We start from the raw sequence: 14,413 nt of genomic DNA on the forward strand, positions 1-14,413 counted from the left end.
TGCGCGGCGCGCTCTCGGCGACCGGACCGAACCGAACCGGGGTCACTTCTGCAGGACCGCCTCCATCACGTCCCGCGCGATGGGTGCGGCCAGGCTGCCGCCGGAGATGTCCTCGCGAGAGATGTCCATGTCGGTCGGGTCGATGAAGACGGCCACCGCGACGGACTCGCCGTCGGGCTTCAGGCCGTAGGAGACGAACCAGCCGTAGGGAACCTGGTCGCGCACATCCACGCCGCGCTGGGCCGTTCCGGTCTTGCCGCCGACCGTGATGCCGTCGATGAGGGCCCGCTTGGCGCTGCCCTCCTTGGCGGTGTGCTCCATCATCTCCCGGACCTTCCCGGCCGTTGCCTCGGAGACGGCCTGGCTCATGACCTGGGGCTCGTTCTTGTCCAGGCTGTTCAGATCGGGGGACCGCAACTCGTCGACGATGTAGGGCTGCATCACCTTGCCGTCGTTGACCAGCGCGGCCGTCACCATGGCCATCTGCATCGGCGTGCTGGTGAGGCTGCCCTGGCCCATGCCGGTCAGCGCCGTGCCGGGCTTGTCCAGGTCCTCGGGGTAGAGGCTCTTGACGGCCCGCAGGTCGCCGAACTCGGACGAGTAGACGTCCTCGTTGAAGCCGAACTTCTGGGCCGTCTCGCGCATCTTGTCCGCCCCCACCTTCACGGCCGCGTCGAGGAAGACGTTGTTGCAGGAGTACTGCATGGCCGTCTTGAACGACGCCTTGTCGCAGACGCCGTCCCCGGCCTCACTGCCGATCGTGTTGGTCGACTGCGGCAGGCGGTACGGCGAGGCCGCGCCCGTGGCGGCGTCGATGTCCGTCACCACGCCGTGCTCCAGCGCCGCGGCGGCGGTGAGGATCTTGAAGGTCGAACCCGGCGGGAACGTTTCGCGCAGCGCCCGATTGGCCAGCGGCTTGGTCTTGTCGGCACCGAGCGCCCGGAACCTGTCGCTCTCCTTGAGGGAGTTGCCGGCGAACGCCGCGGGGTCGTAGGACGGAGTCGAGACGAGGGCCAGCACCTTCCCCGTCGCCGGATCCAGGGCCACCACCGAGCCGCGCGCGCCGAGTTCCGTCAGCCCCTTGTACCCGGCCTCCTGCGCCTTGGGGTCGATCGTCGTGATGACGTCCCCGCCGCGCCGTTCCTTTCCGGTGACGACGTCCGTGAAGCGCTCGAACGCCAGCCGGTCGTCCTGGCCGCTGAGCACGCTGTCGTACGTGCTCTCCAGGAACGTCATGCCCATGGCCTGGGAGGCGTACCCGGTGACCGGCGCGTACATGGGCCCGTTGGTGTAGGTGCGCTGGTACTTCAGTTCCGCCCCCTCGACCTCCTTCGAGCCCGTGATCGATCTGGCGCCCACGATGATGTCGCCGCGCGGTGCCGAGTACTGGTTGATCAGTACGCGTCGGTTCTTGTCGTCGGTGGCGAGTTCGTCCGCCTCCAGGTACTGGAGCCAGTTGGCCCGCAGCAGGAGGGCGAGGATCAGGATCCCGCAGAAGATGGCTATGCGCCTCAGCGGCTTGTTCACGCGGCCGCACCTCCGGCGACGGGCTGACGCCCTGGCGGCACTAATCGGACATGAGTCGGATTGCAAAAGACCATGCCCGCACCATAGTTGAGCTTGCCGCCGGGTTCCCGGCCCACGGATCGGGACGGACGGCCCTGTCAGCCGCGCACGCGCCCCGCGCACAGGACTCGTCCCCGCCCTTCACCCGCTGCTAGCCTCCGACCCGGGAACCGGTTGCCATCGTGTTTGCCGCGGGTTTCCCCAGGGGGCGGGCAAGGGTGCCCGGGAGAGGGACGAGGCAGGGATGACCAGGAAGAGCGCGGACGCGGGGCGCAGCACGATCCGGGACGTGGCGGCCCGTGCGGGGGTGTCCGCGTCGACCGTCTCGCGGGTGCTCGGCGGCGTGTATCCGGTGAGCTCGGCGACGCGTACCCGCGTGATGCGCGCGGTCCGCGACCTCGACTACGTCGCCGACGCGCGCGCCAAGGCGGTCGCGGGGGTCGGCACGCCCACGCTGGCGTTCGTGCTGGAGGACATCACCGGCCCGTCGTTCGCGCACATGGCGCACGGCGTGGAGCGGGAGGCCCGGCGGCTCGGGCATCTGTGCCTGGTGTGCACGACCGAGGGCGACGTCCAGCACGAGGTGGAGTTCGTCGAGATGATGCGCGCCCAGCGCGCCGCCGCCGTGATCCTGGTGGGCGGCTCCGCCGACACCCCCGAGTACCGCGAGCGCACCCGCCGGATGGCCGACTCCCTGGCGTCGGCGGGCTCCCGGCTGGTGCTGTGCGGGCGGCCGCCGCTCGGCCCCGGCGCGCCCGTCACCGTCATCGAGTACGACAACGAGGGCGGGGCCTACGCCCTGGTCGCCCACGTCCTCACCCAGGGCCACCGACGGGTGCTGTTCCTGGGCGGCAAGCCCGACCACACCACCGCGCAGGGCCGTGAGCGCGGCTATCTCGCCGCCCATCGCGCCCGTGGCCTGGAGCCCGACCCGGCGCTGGTCCTGCACGGCGACTTCACCCGCGACGCCGGGCACCGGCTGATGCGCGACGCGATCGAGCGGGGGCTGGAGTTCACGGCCGTGGTCGCCGCCACCGACATGGTCGCCGCCGGCGCGCTCACCGCCCTGCACGAGGCGGGCCTGGAGGTACCCGGGGACGTCTCACTGGCCGGTTACGACGACATCCCCTTCGCCCGTGACCTGCACCCGGCCCTGACGACGGTGCACGTCCCCTACGAGGAACTGGGCCGCCTCGCCGTACGCACCGCGCTCGGCCGGACCCCGGGCAGCCCGGACGAGCACCTGCTGCTGGGCACGCATGTGGTGGTGCGGGACTCGGTCGCGGCACCCACGGGCTCCCCGTAGGCGCGGGGTGAGCGTCGTCAGTGCCGGCGGACCGCGCCGGGCAGGCGCAGACGCCGTACGACCGACCGCAGTTCCGTACCGCGTGGGGGTGAACCGTCGGCCAGGGCCGATGCGGGGGTGGACTCCTCAGCCGTGACGGCCGCGGTCCACAGGGCGAGCTCGGCGTCCCGCGGGCCGTAGACCGTGCGGGTCTCACCGTCGCCGAAGACCCGCACGGGATGCGACTCGTCCCATGGCTGCCAGCCCGGGTCGCCCTCCACCGCGAACCGCACCCACGCCCCGTGCATCTCGTCCGCCAGTTCCTGCGGGGCGCCGTCGCCGGCCAGCTTGCGGGATTCGGGAACCTCGCCGGTGTCGAACACGAAGCCGAGTTCCAGGGCGTGGCAGGCGCCGAGGTCGGGAAGGGTGGAGGGCCAGGCGAACTCGTACACGTACGACGAGCCGGGGCGGGCGTCGGCCAGGCGGTGCAGGGGGCGGCGCAGCAGGTGGTCGGTGACCATCTGGCCGACGATCTCGGCGGTGCCGGCCTGCGGGTGCAGGGCGCGGTAGCCGCGGGGCACGTCGGCGCCGACGTGGCAGCGGGCCATGGCCCCGGCGAGGGCGACCGCGCCGAGCCGGTCGACGCGCTCCAGGAGCCCGCCGGGCACCAGCCACAGCCGGTACTCGTCGCGGGTCCAGCCCGTCATCAGGGTGACGCCGGCCGCTGCGTCACCCTCCGTGAGCGCCTGCAGGGGATCGCGGGGGACGATGTCTCCGTCGACGACGATCCCGAACGCCGGCCCGCCCACCACGGGGCTGCTCAGCCGCCCCACCTCGGCCTGGGTGCGCAGGAGCAGCTCGCGGTCGACGTCGGCGAAGGCGGCGGCGGTGGCGGGGATCCTCAGCCGGTTGGCCATACGGCGCACCATCCGCCGCACCTTGTCCCGCTCGGCGGCCTCGGGCGGCCCGCTCTGCAGGACGGCCCGGCGGACCAGTCCCTGGGCCTGCGGGGCGGCGAGCAGGGCGCCGATGCTGATGGCGCCGGCGGACTGGCCGAACAGGGTGATGCGGTCGGGGTCGCCGCCGAAGGCCGCGATCGAGGCGTGCACCCACTCCAGGGCGGCGAGCTGGTCGCGCAGGCCCGGGTTGGCGGGGGCGTCCGGGAAGAGGCCGTAGCCCTCGATGCCGAGCCGGTAGTTGACCGAGACGAGGACGACACCGTCACGCGCGAAGGCCAGCCCGTTGTACACGGGCACGCCCGAGGATCCCCTCGTCAGGGCGCCGCCGTGCAGCCACACCATGACCGGGAGCCGGGCACCGGGGCCCGGCTCCGGGGTCCAGACGTTGAGGTTGAGACAGTCGTCGCCGGGCACGTCGGGGTCGGACAGGTACTGCGCGAACGACTCGGAGTACGGGGGCTTGGGTGCGGTCGGCCCGAAGGACCCGGCGTCCCGCACGCCGTCCCAGGGTTCGGGCGGCAGGGGCGGCCGGAACCGGTTCGCACCGAACGGGGGCGCGGCGTACGGGATGCCCCGGAACACCGCGACGCCCTGCTCGTACCGGCCCCGAACGGCACCGCGGGGCGTGCTCACCACGGGGTCTGCCTGGACTGCCGTCATCTGTCCACCAGCCTCCTCACCGCGCTCGTGCACCGTGAAGATCAGAGCAACTCATTGTGGCCCGATATTCCGGCGCACGAGCGGGTGAGGCGGCCATTCGGCGTACGGGCCGCTCCTGGGCGTACGGACGGCTACCTGGCGTACGGACGGCTACCTGGCGTACGGACGGCTACTTGGCGTACATCAGCGTGCCGAAGCCCAGCTGGTCGAAGCCGCCGCTGGTGGTGCCGTAGTCACCGCCGCCGCCCTCGGGGGCGATGGAGAAGCACAGCTGGGAGATGTACCTGTCGTCGAGGTACAGGCGCCGGTTGTAGTGGTAGTGGAGCATCGCCCAGACCGGGCGTACCTGACCTCGGGACGCCGAGGAGATCACGGTGTGCTCCCGGTACGCGCAGTTCTGGCCGGTGCCCCACCCGTACGTGGTGAACGGGACGTCGTTGCCCAGGTTGTACTTGGCGACGTACTGGGCGGCCTTCATGAACCGCCGGTTGTCGTACGAGTACAGGTCGTCGCCCTGGTTCCAGGCCATCTCGCAGATCGCGCCCATCTGGCCCATGCCCATGACGGTGTGCCCCTGGTCGCGGCCGGACTCCTGCCACTGGCCGAGGGCGTAGCCGTCGCTGTCCGTGTACAGGAACGGCACGGCGTGCGCGATGGAGCCGTTGCCGGCGCCGGACTTGAAGTACGTGACGGCCTGGTCGTACTTGGCGGCGTCCTCGTTGAGGATGCCGATGGCGAGGATCGACGCCATGTTGCACAGGTCCCAGTTGGCCCAGTAGTTGGTGATGCAGGCGTCGTTGTGGTTGGTCAGGAAGCTGTTGTTCATCGGGTAGAAGACCCGCGCCAGCATCTCCTGGGCGGCCGCGAGGTCGAACGCGTCGTAGTCGCGCATCAGCTCGCAGGCGTTGGCGAACTGCCAGCCGTACAGGCCGGCGGCGAGGAACCGGTCGGCGTTGCCGTTGACCGCGGTCAGCGTCCTCGACCAGGCGTTGAGGATGTTCGCCGCGCACCGGGCGTTGGCCTCGGTGCCGCCGATGTGCCAGCGCAGGGCGTTCTGGTAGGCGGCGGCGATGTCGTTGTAGAGCTGGGGGTAGTTCTCGCCGGTGCCGCCGCGGATGATCGTCGCCGTCGCCCGGTTGGTCCAGGTGGACTGGGAGTGGGAGTTGGCGACCAGCCTGTTCCAGCCGGAGAGCCAGGGGTCCGTTCCCGCGGCGACCCTGACCTTGGCGCGGTTGATGTCACCCCAGTTGTGCAGCATGCCGGGGTGGGTCCAGGTCGCCGGGGCGGCGCCCGCCGTGCTCGCGGCGGCTCCGGCGCCCAGGGCGACGGCGGCGGTGAGGCCGCCTGCGGTCTTCAGCAGACCGCGGCGGCTCAACTCACCGGTATGGAGGTGCTGGTGGGGGGAAGTGCGGCTCATGGTGCATCTCCAATCCGTGGGGGGATCAGTCGGTGGTGACACTCACCTCGTCGAACTCGGTGGTGCAGCGGGCCAGGGGGTTGCGCGAGCAGACCACGAGGCCCACGTAGTAGGGGGCGTCACCGAACCCGGGGACCTCGCCGGTGGCGAGGGTGGTCCAGGTGGCGCCCTCATCGGTGGACAGCGCTGCGGTGAAGGCGGTCCCGAGGCGTTTCAGCCGCAGCAGGGAGGGAAGGGTGGCCGTCCCGTTCCCGGTGAACGCCGACCGTCCGGCGACGGTCGTGCGCAGCATGAGCTGCGCGGTGGTCCCGCCGGTGACGATCGCCCCGGCGGCCTGGTCGAACGGGGACAGCGACTTGGCCATCAGCAGGCCGACCCGGTCGGCACTCGCGCCCGTGCGGGAGACGAGCCGGGCGGTGATCTCGCAGTCGCCGGTGACGGGCCGTCGGACGAACTGCCCTGTCATCCCTTGGTTGTTGACGGTCAGGTCGACGCCCGCACCGCGCACGGTGAAGGTGCCGTCGGTGTACGACGTGCTGCCCGGGGTGCGGATCGCCGCCACGCCGAAGGTGGCGAAGTCCCGTTCGTCGAGGACGACATCGCCCAGGTCGCCGTAGGTCCAGGGGGCGGGCGGGGGCGTGCCGACGGCCAGGGTGAGGGTTCCGGTGCCGTCGCCGGCCGCGTTGCCCGCGGTGGTGGTGACGGTGAACTCGCCCGTCTCGGTGGGCGTTCCGGAGATCAGGCCGGTGCGCCTGTCGAGGCGAAGTCCCTCGGGCAGGCCGTCGGCGGTGAACCGGACGGGTTCGTGCGAGCCCCGCAGGACGTGCCGGAAGTCGACGCCCTTGTTCGCGAACGCGCTTGCGGCGGAAGCGAGTTGGGGCACGCTCGGGGTCGGCATGTGCGCGGAGGCCGAGTCGGAGAGTGGGCCTCGGCCGCCGCAGTTCGTCTTGGCGACGACGTAGTGGTACGTCGTCCCGGGCGTCCCGGTGGCGTCGGCGTACCGGACGCGGGTGCCGAAGCCGACCGGGCCGACGCCCGTGGCGATCGTCTCGAAGGGGCCGTCGGCGGAGGTGGAGCGCAGCACCTTGTAGCGGGCGGAGAGGTCCGGGTCGGTCCAGGCGAGCTCGACGGCGTCGGCTCCGGCGGCAGCGGTGAGGCCGCTCGCGGTGCGCGCGGGGCGCGGCACGGACCAGACCTCGCCCAAGGTCCTGGAGGTCACGCAGACGTTGTCGAAGGCCCCGGTGCCGGTCTCCGCGTACTCCGCTTCGACGCCGAGGCAGGAGGTGAGGACCAGGCCCGCGTACACGGTGTGCCCCAACTCGACCTCGGTGGAGCCGACTTCGGTCCAGCGGATGCCGTCCGGCGAGATCGCCCCGGTGCAGCGACGGCCCCTGCGGGTCACCCGCACCCAGTACGGCGCCCGCAGCCGGTAGCCGTCGCCCGCGCCCTCGACGTAGGGCGCCTCGAGCGGGGTCGCCGACTCGGGAAGGGCGCCGAGGTCGGAGATCGGGAAGGCGGCCGAGCTGGTGATCGCGGTCTGCTGGGACGGCGGTACGGGTGTGCTGCCGGTGCCGGAGACGGGCGCCCCGGCCTGCGGGCGCACGCTCCATACGCCGCTCCAGGTGTGCAGCGGCAGTCCCTGGATCAGCAGGGCGGCGTGCGCGGCGTCCGTGTCGAGGGAGGCGCGGAGGGTGACGCCGATCTTGGAGTACTGCGAGCTCAGCGGGAACACGACCCGCGCCGTGATCGCGCCGTCGCCGGGCAGCCGGAGGTGGGCGATGCGGTACGTCTCGGCGGTGCCGGACGCCTCCAGCACGAACCGTTCGCCGTCGAATGCGGCCGAGCCGGGGATCCTCATCTCGCCGATGTCCTGGGTCGCCCAGGGCTCGGGGAGGCCGGCGGTGAGGGCGGTCGGGAGCGAATCGGCGCTGCTGCCATGGGAGTTGGTGGCAGTGGCGGTGTAGTAGTACGTCCGTCCCGCGTTGACGTCGGTGTCCTGGTACTGCGGCTGCTCGATGCCGGAGGCGATCTCCTCGTAGGGCCCCTCCGGGCGGGTGGCCCGGCGGACGGTGTACGTCTTCGCCCAGGCGGACGGCAGCCAGGACACGGTGACGGCGCTGCTGTCGCCGGTCGCGGTGAGGCCTGCGGGAGCCGTCGGCGCGGTGGGTGAGGCGGCCGGCGTCCCCGCGTAGGTGACGGTGCCCCAGCCCGGGTGGTCCTCCTGGTAGCCCTCGGGCACACGCGTCCCTCCGGCTCCCCGGAAGACGACCTTCTCGGTGTAGGGGGCCGGCTTGCCGAGGCGTCCGGAGTAGTGCGCGTACGCCATCTCCCACACCGGCCGCCACGCCCCGCGCTGCCGGTCGGAGACGGCCGTCTTGATGTACTTGCCGGTGCGGTCGAGGTCGGGGGTGAAGGGAACGGAGTTGTCACCGAGGTTGTAGCGGCCGAAGTACTCGAAGTTGGCGAGGATCCGGTCGTCGGCGAAGCCGTACAGGTCGACGCCCTGCTGCCAGGCGACCTCGGCGGCGTCGGCGAGCAGGCCGACGGCGAGCTGCTCGTGGGCCTGGTCGCGGCCGGACTCCTGGCCCTGGCCCGCGGCGGTGACGATGCGGTGCAGCACCGAGCCGTTGCCGGAACCGGCGGCGGCGAAGCGCAGCGCGTCCTCGAACATCACCGGGTTGTCGCAGAACACGGCGATGGCGAGGATGGTGCGCAGCGCCGCGACGTCCCAGTTGCCGTTGGCGTAGAGGCAGTAGCCGGACAGGGCCGGGTACCAGACGTCGGTGAAGGAGCGCTCGCAGCGGCGTACCGACTCCTCGGACCAGCCGTCGTAGCCGCTGTGGCGGAGGATCTCGGCGGCGTTGACGAACTTGAAGCCCTGGATTCCGGCGCCGAGTTGGCCGTCGGCTCCGGTGATGCCGGTGAGGGAGGCGGACCAGGCGTCGAGGATGTCGCGGGCCTTGTCGGCGTGGCGTGCGTCGCCGGTGATCGCCCACATGAGGGCGTTCTGGTAGGCGGCGGCCGCGTCGGTGGCGGCCTGGCTGGTGTTGTCGGTGGGGCCGCGGCCCCAGGTGGTGATCTGGCCGGTGTTGCGGACGGCGTAGCTGTGCTGGGAGCGGGAGTCGGCGGCCAGCGCGGCGAAGCCGGCGGCGATCGGGGCGCGGCCTTCCGCGACCGCGGACCTCATACGGGCCAGGTCGGCGGCGCTGTGCAGCAGCCCGGGGTGGGTGAAGGCCCGGAGCCGGGCCTGCTGGTCGTCCTGGGCCCACGCCGTCGCCGCGGGGGCGGACAGCAGGCCGCCGCCGGCTGCGGCGACCAGGACCGCCGTACCGAGGAAGGACCGTCTGCTGAGGGGTGACTCGGGTGACACGGGTGACTCCAAGGTGGTTCTGAGCGGGCGCATCACGCGTGCTGGACGGTGAGCGTGCGGGTCTGGGCGGCGGTGCCCACGCGCGGGATGAGAGACCCGGGGGTCACTTGAGTCCGGAGGTGGACATCCCGGCGACGAAGCCGCGCTGGGCGACCAGGAAGATCAGCAGGATCGGGACGACGTACATCACGGAGGCGGCGGCCTGGAGGTTGGTCACGGGTTGGCCGCCCGTGTTGACGTAGCTGGTCATCACGGCGACGGCGAGCGTGGAACGGTCGGTGGACAGCAGCAGCTGCGGGGCGATGTAGTCGCCCCAGGTCCAGGTGAAGGCGATCACGAAGCTCGCGGACAGGACGGGCCAGGACTGCGGCAGGAAGATCCGCCAGAAGATCTGGGCGTATCCGCAGCCGTCGACGATCGCGGCCTCCTCCAGTTCGCGCGGCAGGCCGGCGAAGAACTGCCGGAAGAGGAAGACCAGGTAGGGGGCGGAGGACAGGCCCCACAGCACCCACGGCCAGTACGTGTCGACCATGCCGAGCTTGGCGAAGATCAGGTACGTCGGCAGCAGGGTGATCATCTGCGGCAGCATCATCGAGCCGATCAGGATGCCGAACAGCGTCTTCTTGCCGGGCGCGGTCAGCCGGGCGAAGCCGTAGCCGACCCAGGCCGAGCTGAGGGTGACGAGGACGGCGTAGATCAGGGCGATGATCAGGGAGTTGCGGGCGTAGCCCAGGAAGTCGATGAGCTTGTAGGCGTCGGCGAAGTTGTGCCACTGGAAGACCTCGGGCACCCAGTGCACGGGCGCGGAGGCCGTTTCGGCCGAGGTCTTCAGACCGGTGAGGACCAACCAGCCGAACGGGCCGAGGAACAGCCCGGTGACGACGACGAGGACCGTGTAGAGGACGAGGCGGTTGACGCGCATCCGCACGCGGACCGGCGGCTTGGGGTTCAGGCTGGTGGCGGTCACTTCTTCGCCTCCGGGTCGACGTTGTAGAACACCACGCCGGACGTGAACCTGAAGATGAGGCCGGTCGCGATGAGGATCAGGACGAAGAGCACCCACAGCAGTGCCGAGGCGTAGCCGTAGCGGCCGAGCGCGAAGTACTGCGCGAACACATGGATCATGTAGAGGTAGTTGGACTGCGGGACCGTGGTGGTGCCGGCCGTGCTCGCGATGGGCGCCAGCAGCAGCGGCATGATGGTCTGCACCGAGGCGATCACCCCGGTCACCGTCTGGAAGAGCAGCACCGGCGACAGCAGCGGCACGGTGATGCTGCGGAAGGTCCGCCAGGAGCTCGCCCCGTCGATGCGGGCCGCCTCATGGAGCTCGCGGGGGACGTCCTGGAGCCCCGCCAGCGAGATGATCATGATGTTTCCGGCGCCCCAGAGCACCGTCATGATGAGCACGTAGCGGGCGTAGGGGTCGGCGAGCCAGCCGAGGGCGTCGAAGCCGAAGAGGGTCAGGACGCCGTTGGTGGCACCGGCGTTCTGGTCGAAGAGGTTCTTGAAGGCGATGCCCGCCCCGACCGGAGGCACCACGGCCGGCAGGTAGAGCAGGGTGCGGAGGACGCCACGCGCCCTGATCGGCCGGTTCACCAGGACGGCGAGCCCGAGTCCGGCGATGATCGACAGCGGCACCGAGGTCACCGCGAACAGGCCCGCGCGGCCCAGGGCGTCCCAGGTCACCGAATCGTTCAGCAGCTCGCGGTAGTTGCCGAGCCCGACATGGCGCCAGTGCGGCGAGATGCCGTCGAACGTGGTGAAGCTCAGCCACAGCGCGTACCCCATGGGCACGATGGTCAGCAGCAGGAAGCCGATGATCCACGGCGAGGTGAACATGTAGAAGGCCCGGTGCCTGCGCGTGGTCATCGAGGACCGCGGCCGGTCGGCGGTCCGTGCCCGGCCGGTGCTCGCGGCCGGGCGAGGCCGGTCCGCGACCGAGGGGATCTGGTCGACCGTCATCCCACTTGCTCCTTACCGCGCTTGAGCTGCTCGTTGATGGCCGAGTTCAGTTGTCCCGCGAGGGCGTCGACGGACATCTCGCCCTTCATCGCGGCCGGGGCGGTCCGGTTGAAGAGGGCCTCGAACGACTCCCCCGTGGTGTAGGGGGAGAAGGCGACCACCGAGAAGTGCTCGAGCTCTTTCTGCTGCACCTTCAGCACGCGCTTTTGGTAGTCCTCCTGGGCCGGCATCAGCGACCGCAGGGACTTCAGGGTCGGGATGCCCCAGCCGCCGGAGGCACGCGACTTGGCGGGCGCCTCGCCGAAGTACCACTCGAAGATCCGCCACGCGGCGTCCTTGTTCTTCGCCTGCCGCGGCATCCACATGCCGGTACCGCCCTGGCAGGAGCTGATGCGCGGGCCGCCCTCGAAGACCGGGGCGGGGGCGAGACGGGACACCTCCGCCAGCTTCTTGTCGGTGTTGATCAGGCCGCCCATCCAGTAGCCGGAGTTCGACATGGCCAACCGACCGGCCTGGTAGGTCGGCCCGTCCCAGCCGTTGGGGTCGGGCTGGACGAGGCTCGGCCCGACCTTGGCCCTGGAGTACTCGACGTACCAGGCCAGCGCCTTGCGGGCCTCGGGGGTGGTGAAGTCGACCCGGGTGAAGTCGTCGCTGAAGAGGCGGCCTCCGGCGGCCGCCGTCAGACCTGCCAGCAGGGTGCCCTTGGTCAGGCCGTTGTAGCTGCCGCCGAAGACGGTCGTCTGGCCCTTCGAGCGCTGGACCAGACGTTCGGCGTTGTCCAGCCACTCCTCGTACGTGATCGGCTCGAGCTCGGGCGGGTAGTCGACCCCCTTCTTGTCGAAGGCCGAGGTGTTGTACCAGAACATGGAGTCCTGGGAGAAGTCCTTCGCCATGCCGTAGCGCGGGCCCTTGCCCTGCGTCTTTCCGTCATAGCGCCACAGGTCGTTGACCGGGTCCAGGTCATCGAGCCTGAGGATGCCGCTCTTGGCGAAGTACGGGTCCAGCTCCTGCATCACGTCCCGTGCCGCGAAGTACGCGGCGTCCGTGGCGCCGACACCGCGCACCAGGTCCGGCGGCCTGCCGGCGGTGAGCATCGCGATCAGCTTGGTGATGTCGAAGTCCACCCGGATGATCGTGATGCCGGTGTCCTTCTGGGCCTGCTTGACCAGCTCGGGCGTGATGTCGTCGGGCTTGACCATCAAGGTGACGGTCTCGCCCGAGCTGCTGACCCCGGTGGACACCTGCATGGCACAGCCGCTCAGGGCCGCCGCGCCGCCCACAGCTCCTCCCGCGGTGACGCCGAGAAAGCGGCGGCGACTCAGGGGGGCACCGGTCTGTGGGTGTCGCATGAGCGCACCACCTCCCGCTCTGTCCGTTCGGGATTTCGACCATTGATCCGAGCACTGGCCGAGATCCGGCCGTTCGGCAACCGGTTGTCTTAGGTTGGGGCAGAGCTTCTTGCGGTCCGGAAACGTCGTCAAGAGCCCTGACGAACTTTCGAAAAGACTGTGTAACCTCGGCTTCACGGTCGGCGAGGCTCTGCGAACCCCCGGAAACACGGCCTGATCAGCACAGTCTGCGGCGGGGCGGACCCTGATTCCTGCCGCGCCGAGGGAACCGGTTGCCACATCGGATGCGTCGCTCGCCGACCTGGCCGAGCCCTGTGAAACTTCCGGGAACGGCCCGGAAACCGATTTCGGAGAGCTGCGGGAGGTCGATCACGAGCGCCGCCCGCCGCTTCCGAAAAGCCGCCTCTCCTCCTGGTGATTGACCGGCCCTCCCGGCAGATCTACGGTAGAAGGCGCTTTCTGAAAATGTTTCCACCCAGTGTCTCAGGAGAGCCATGCCCAGCCCGCTCCCGCCGAGGGCCGTGTTCGCGATGGATCCGGTGCACCTCCCCCTGCTCTTCCCGCCACCGCTGATGACCCGGCTGAGGCAGACGTCCGAGCTCGACCCGGCGCTCGTCGTACGGGACTTCACCGACCCGGCGGCGGCTGGGATCCTCGCCCGCACCGAGGTGCTGGTCACCGGCTGGGGCTGCCCCCACCTCGACGCCGACCTCCTGACCGCCGCGCCCGAGTTGCGGGCGGTGCTGCATGCCGCGGGCTCGGTTCGCTCGCTGGTCGGGGACCCGCTGTGGAAGGCCGGGGTCACGGTGTCCAGCGCGGTGACCGGCAACGCGCTGCCGGTCGCGGAGTACACGCTGGCCATGATCCTGCTCGCCGGGAAGGACGCTTTCGCCTTCCGGGAGCGGTTCCGTGCCACCCACTCCTATCCGACGCCCGGCGAGACCGCCACGACCGGCAACGTTGGCCGGCGGGTCGGCGTCATCGGCGCCTCCCGGGTCGGCCGTCGGCTGCTGGAGCTGTTGCGGCCGTTCGACTTCACAGTGCTGCTGCACGACCCGTACGTCAGCGCCGCGGAGGCCGCCGAGCTCGGTGCCGAACTGCTGTCGCTGGAGGACCTGCTGCGGCACAGCGACATCGTCAGCCTGCACGCTCCGGACATCCCCGAGACGTACCGGATGCTCGACGGGGACCGGCTCGGGCTGATCCGGGACGGAGGGGTGCTGATCAACACGTCCCGGGGGGCGCTGATCGATCCCGCCGCGCTGACGGACGAGCTGGTTTCCGGGCGGCTGCACGCCGTGCTCGACGTGACCGAGCCGGAGCCGCTGCCCGCTGGGTCACCGCTGTACCACCTGCCCAACGTGTTCCTCACCCCTCATATCGCCGGGTCGCTGGGGAACGAACTGGAGCGGCTCGGGCGGATCGTGGTGGAGGAGATGGAGCGAGTGGCGGCGGGTGGGCGGCTCGTGCACGAGGTGCGGTTCGCCGATCTGGGACGAGTGGCTTGAGGGTGCGCGACTCCCAGCGGGCCTGCGCTCGGGCGTGCGGGACATCCAGCGAGCCTGCACCCGGCGTGCGCACCACCCAGCGAGCCTGCACCCGAGCATGCGCGCCACCCAGCGAGCCTGCACCCGAGCATGCGCACGACCCAGCGAGCCTCCACTAGGACGTGGGCACCACAGCGAGCCTGCACTCGGCCCCGTCCGCCATCTCCACCGTCCAGCAGGCCCTTGCCCGCCCCCCGCACCACCCCACCCCGCCCCGCGCCGTCCAGCAGGCACAATCCCCGGGAGAAGCCATGGGATACGGTTTCCGTGAGGCAGGCGCGACGGTGAAGGAGCCGCA

General features: G+C 70.8%; 9 protein-coding genes. 2 read left to right on the plus strand and 7 right to left on the minus strand.

Annotated elements, in window-relative coordinates; genetic code table 11:
- Positions 1 to 42: 42 nt before the first annotated feature.
- Positions 43 to 1,527 carry a peptidoglycan D,D-transpeptidase FtsI family protein gene (locus ACIBAG_RS44815; protein ID WP_399113794.1) on the minus strand — a complete coding sequence of 495 codons (1,485 nt, stop codon included), beginning with the start codon at positions 1,525 to 1,527 and terminating at the stop codon, positions 43 to 45.
- Between the two features lie 283 nt (positions 1,528 to 1,810).
- Between ACIBAG_RS44815 and ACIBAG_RS44820 the strand changes: the two genes are divergently transcribed.
- On the plus strand, positions 1,811 to 2,872 hold the full coding sequence (locus ACIBAG_RS44820; RefSeq protein ID WP_399113796.1) for a LacI family DNA-binding transcriptional regulator: 1,062 nt from the start codon (positions 1,811 to 1,813) through the stop codon (positions 2,870 to 2,872).
- Positions 2,873 to 2,889: 17 nt separating this feature from the next.
- Here the strand turns inward: ACIBAG_RS44820 and ACIBAG_RS44825 are convergent, their stop codons facing one another.
- The 6 genes from ACIBAG_RS44825 to ACIBAG_RS44850 all read right to left on the minus strand — a co-directional run bounded on the left by ACIBAG_RS44825 (position 2,890) and on the right by ACIBAG_RS44850 (position 12,568).
- Entirely contained in the window at positions 2,890 to 4,470 is a 1,581-nt protein-coding gene (locus ACIBAG_RS44825) for a carboxylesterase/lipase family protein (RefSeq protein ID WP_399113798.1), read from the minus strand.
- Between the two features lie 169 nt (positions 4,471 to 4,639).
- On the minus strand, positions 4,640 to 5,887 hold the full coding sequence (locus ACIBAG_RS44830) for an alginate lyase family protein (protein WP_399113800.1): 1,248 nt from the start codon (positions 5,885 to 5,887) through the stop codon (positions 4,640 to 4,642).
- A 25-nt stretch (positions 5,888 to 5,912) separates the two neighbouring features.
- A complete protein-coding gene (locus tag ACIBAG_RS44835; protein WP_399113802.1) occupies positions 5,913 to 9,257 on the minus strand; it encodes an alginate lyase family protein in 3,345 nt (1,114 codons plus the stop codon).
- A 103-nt stretch (positions 9,258 to 9,360) separates the two neighbouring features.
- Positions 9,361 to 10,224, minus strand: coding sequence for a carbohydrate ABC transporter permease (locus ACIBAG_RS44840; protein WP_399113804.1), 864 nt, complete (start codon positions 10,222 to 10,224; stop codon positions 9,361 to 9,363).
- Positions 10,221 to 11,219 (minus strand): carbohydrate ABC transporter permease, encoded by a 999-nt coding sequence (locus tag ACIBAG_RS44845; RefSeq protein WP_399113806.1) that lies wholly within the window; start codon positions 11,217 to 11,219, stop codon positions 10,221 to 10,223. Before ACIBAG_RS44845 ends, ACIBAG_RS44840 begins: the two co-directional genes overlap by 4 nt.
- Positions 11,216 to 12,568, minus strand: coding sequence for an extracellular solute-binding protein (locus ACIBAG_RS44850; protein ID WP_399113808.1), 1,353 nt, complete (start codon positions 12,566 to 12,568; stop codon positions 11,216 to 11,218). The genes ACIBAG_RS44845 and ACIBAG_RS44850 overlap by 4 nt, the downstream gene beginning before the upstream one ends.
- Before the next feature lie 494 nt (positions 12,569 to 13,062).
- Here ACIBAG_RS44850 and ACIBAG_RS44855 point away from each other — a divergent pair, with 494 nt between their 5' ends.
- Positions 13,063 to 14,076: a hydroxyacid dehydrogenase gene (locus ACIBAG_RS44855; RefSeq protein WP_399113810.1), complete on the plus strand. Its 1,014-nt coding sequence runs from the start codon at positions 13,063 to 13,065 to the stop codon at positions 14,074 to 14,076.
- Positions 14,077 to 14,413: the final 337 nt, after the last annotated feature.

Origin of the sequence: Streptomyces sp. NPDC051243 (assembly GCF_044455405.1) — a bacterium.
Classification (GTDB): Bacteria; Actinomycetota; Actinomycetes; order Streptomycetales; family Streptomycetaceae; genus Streptomyces.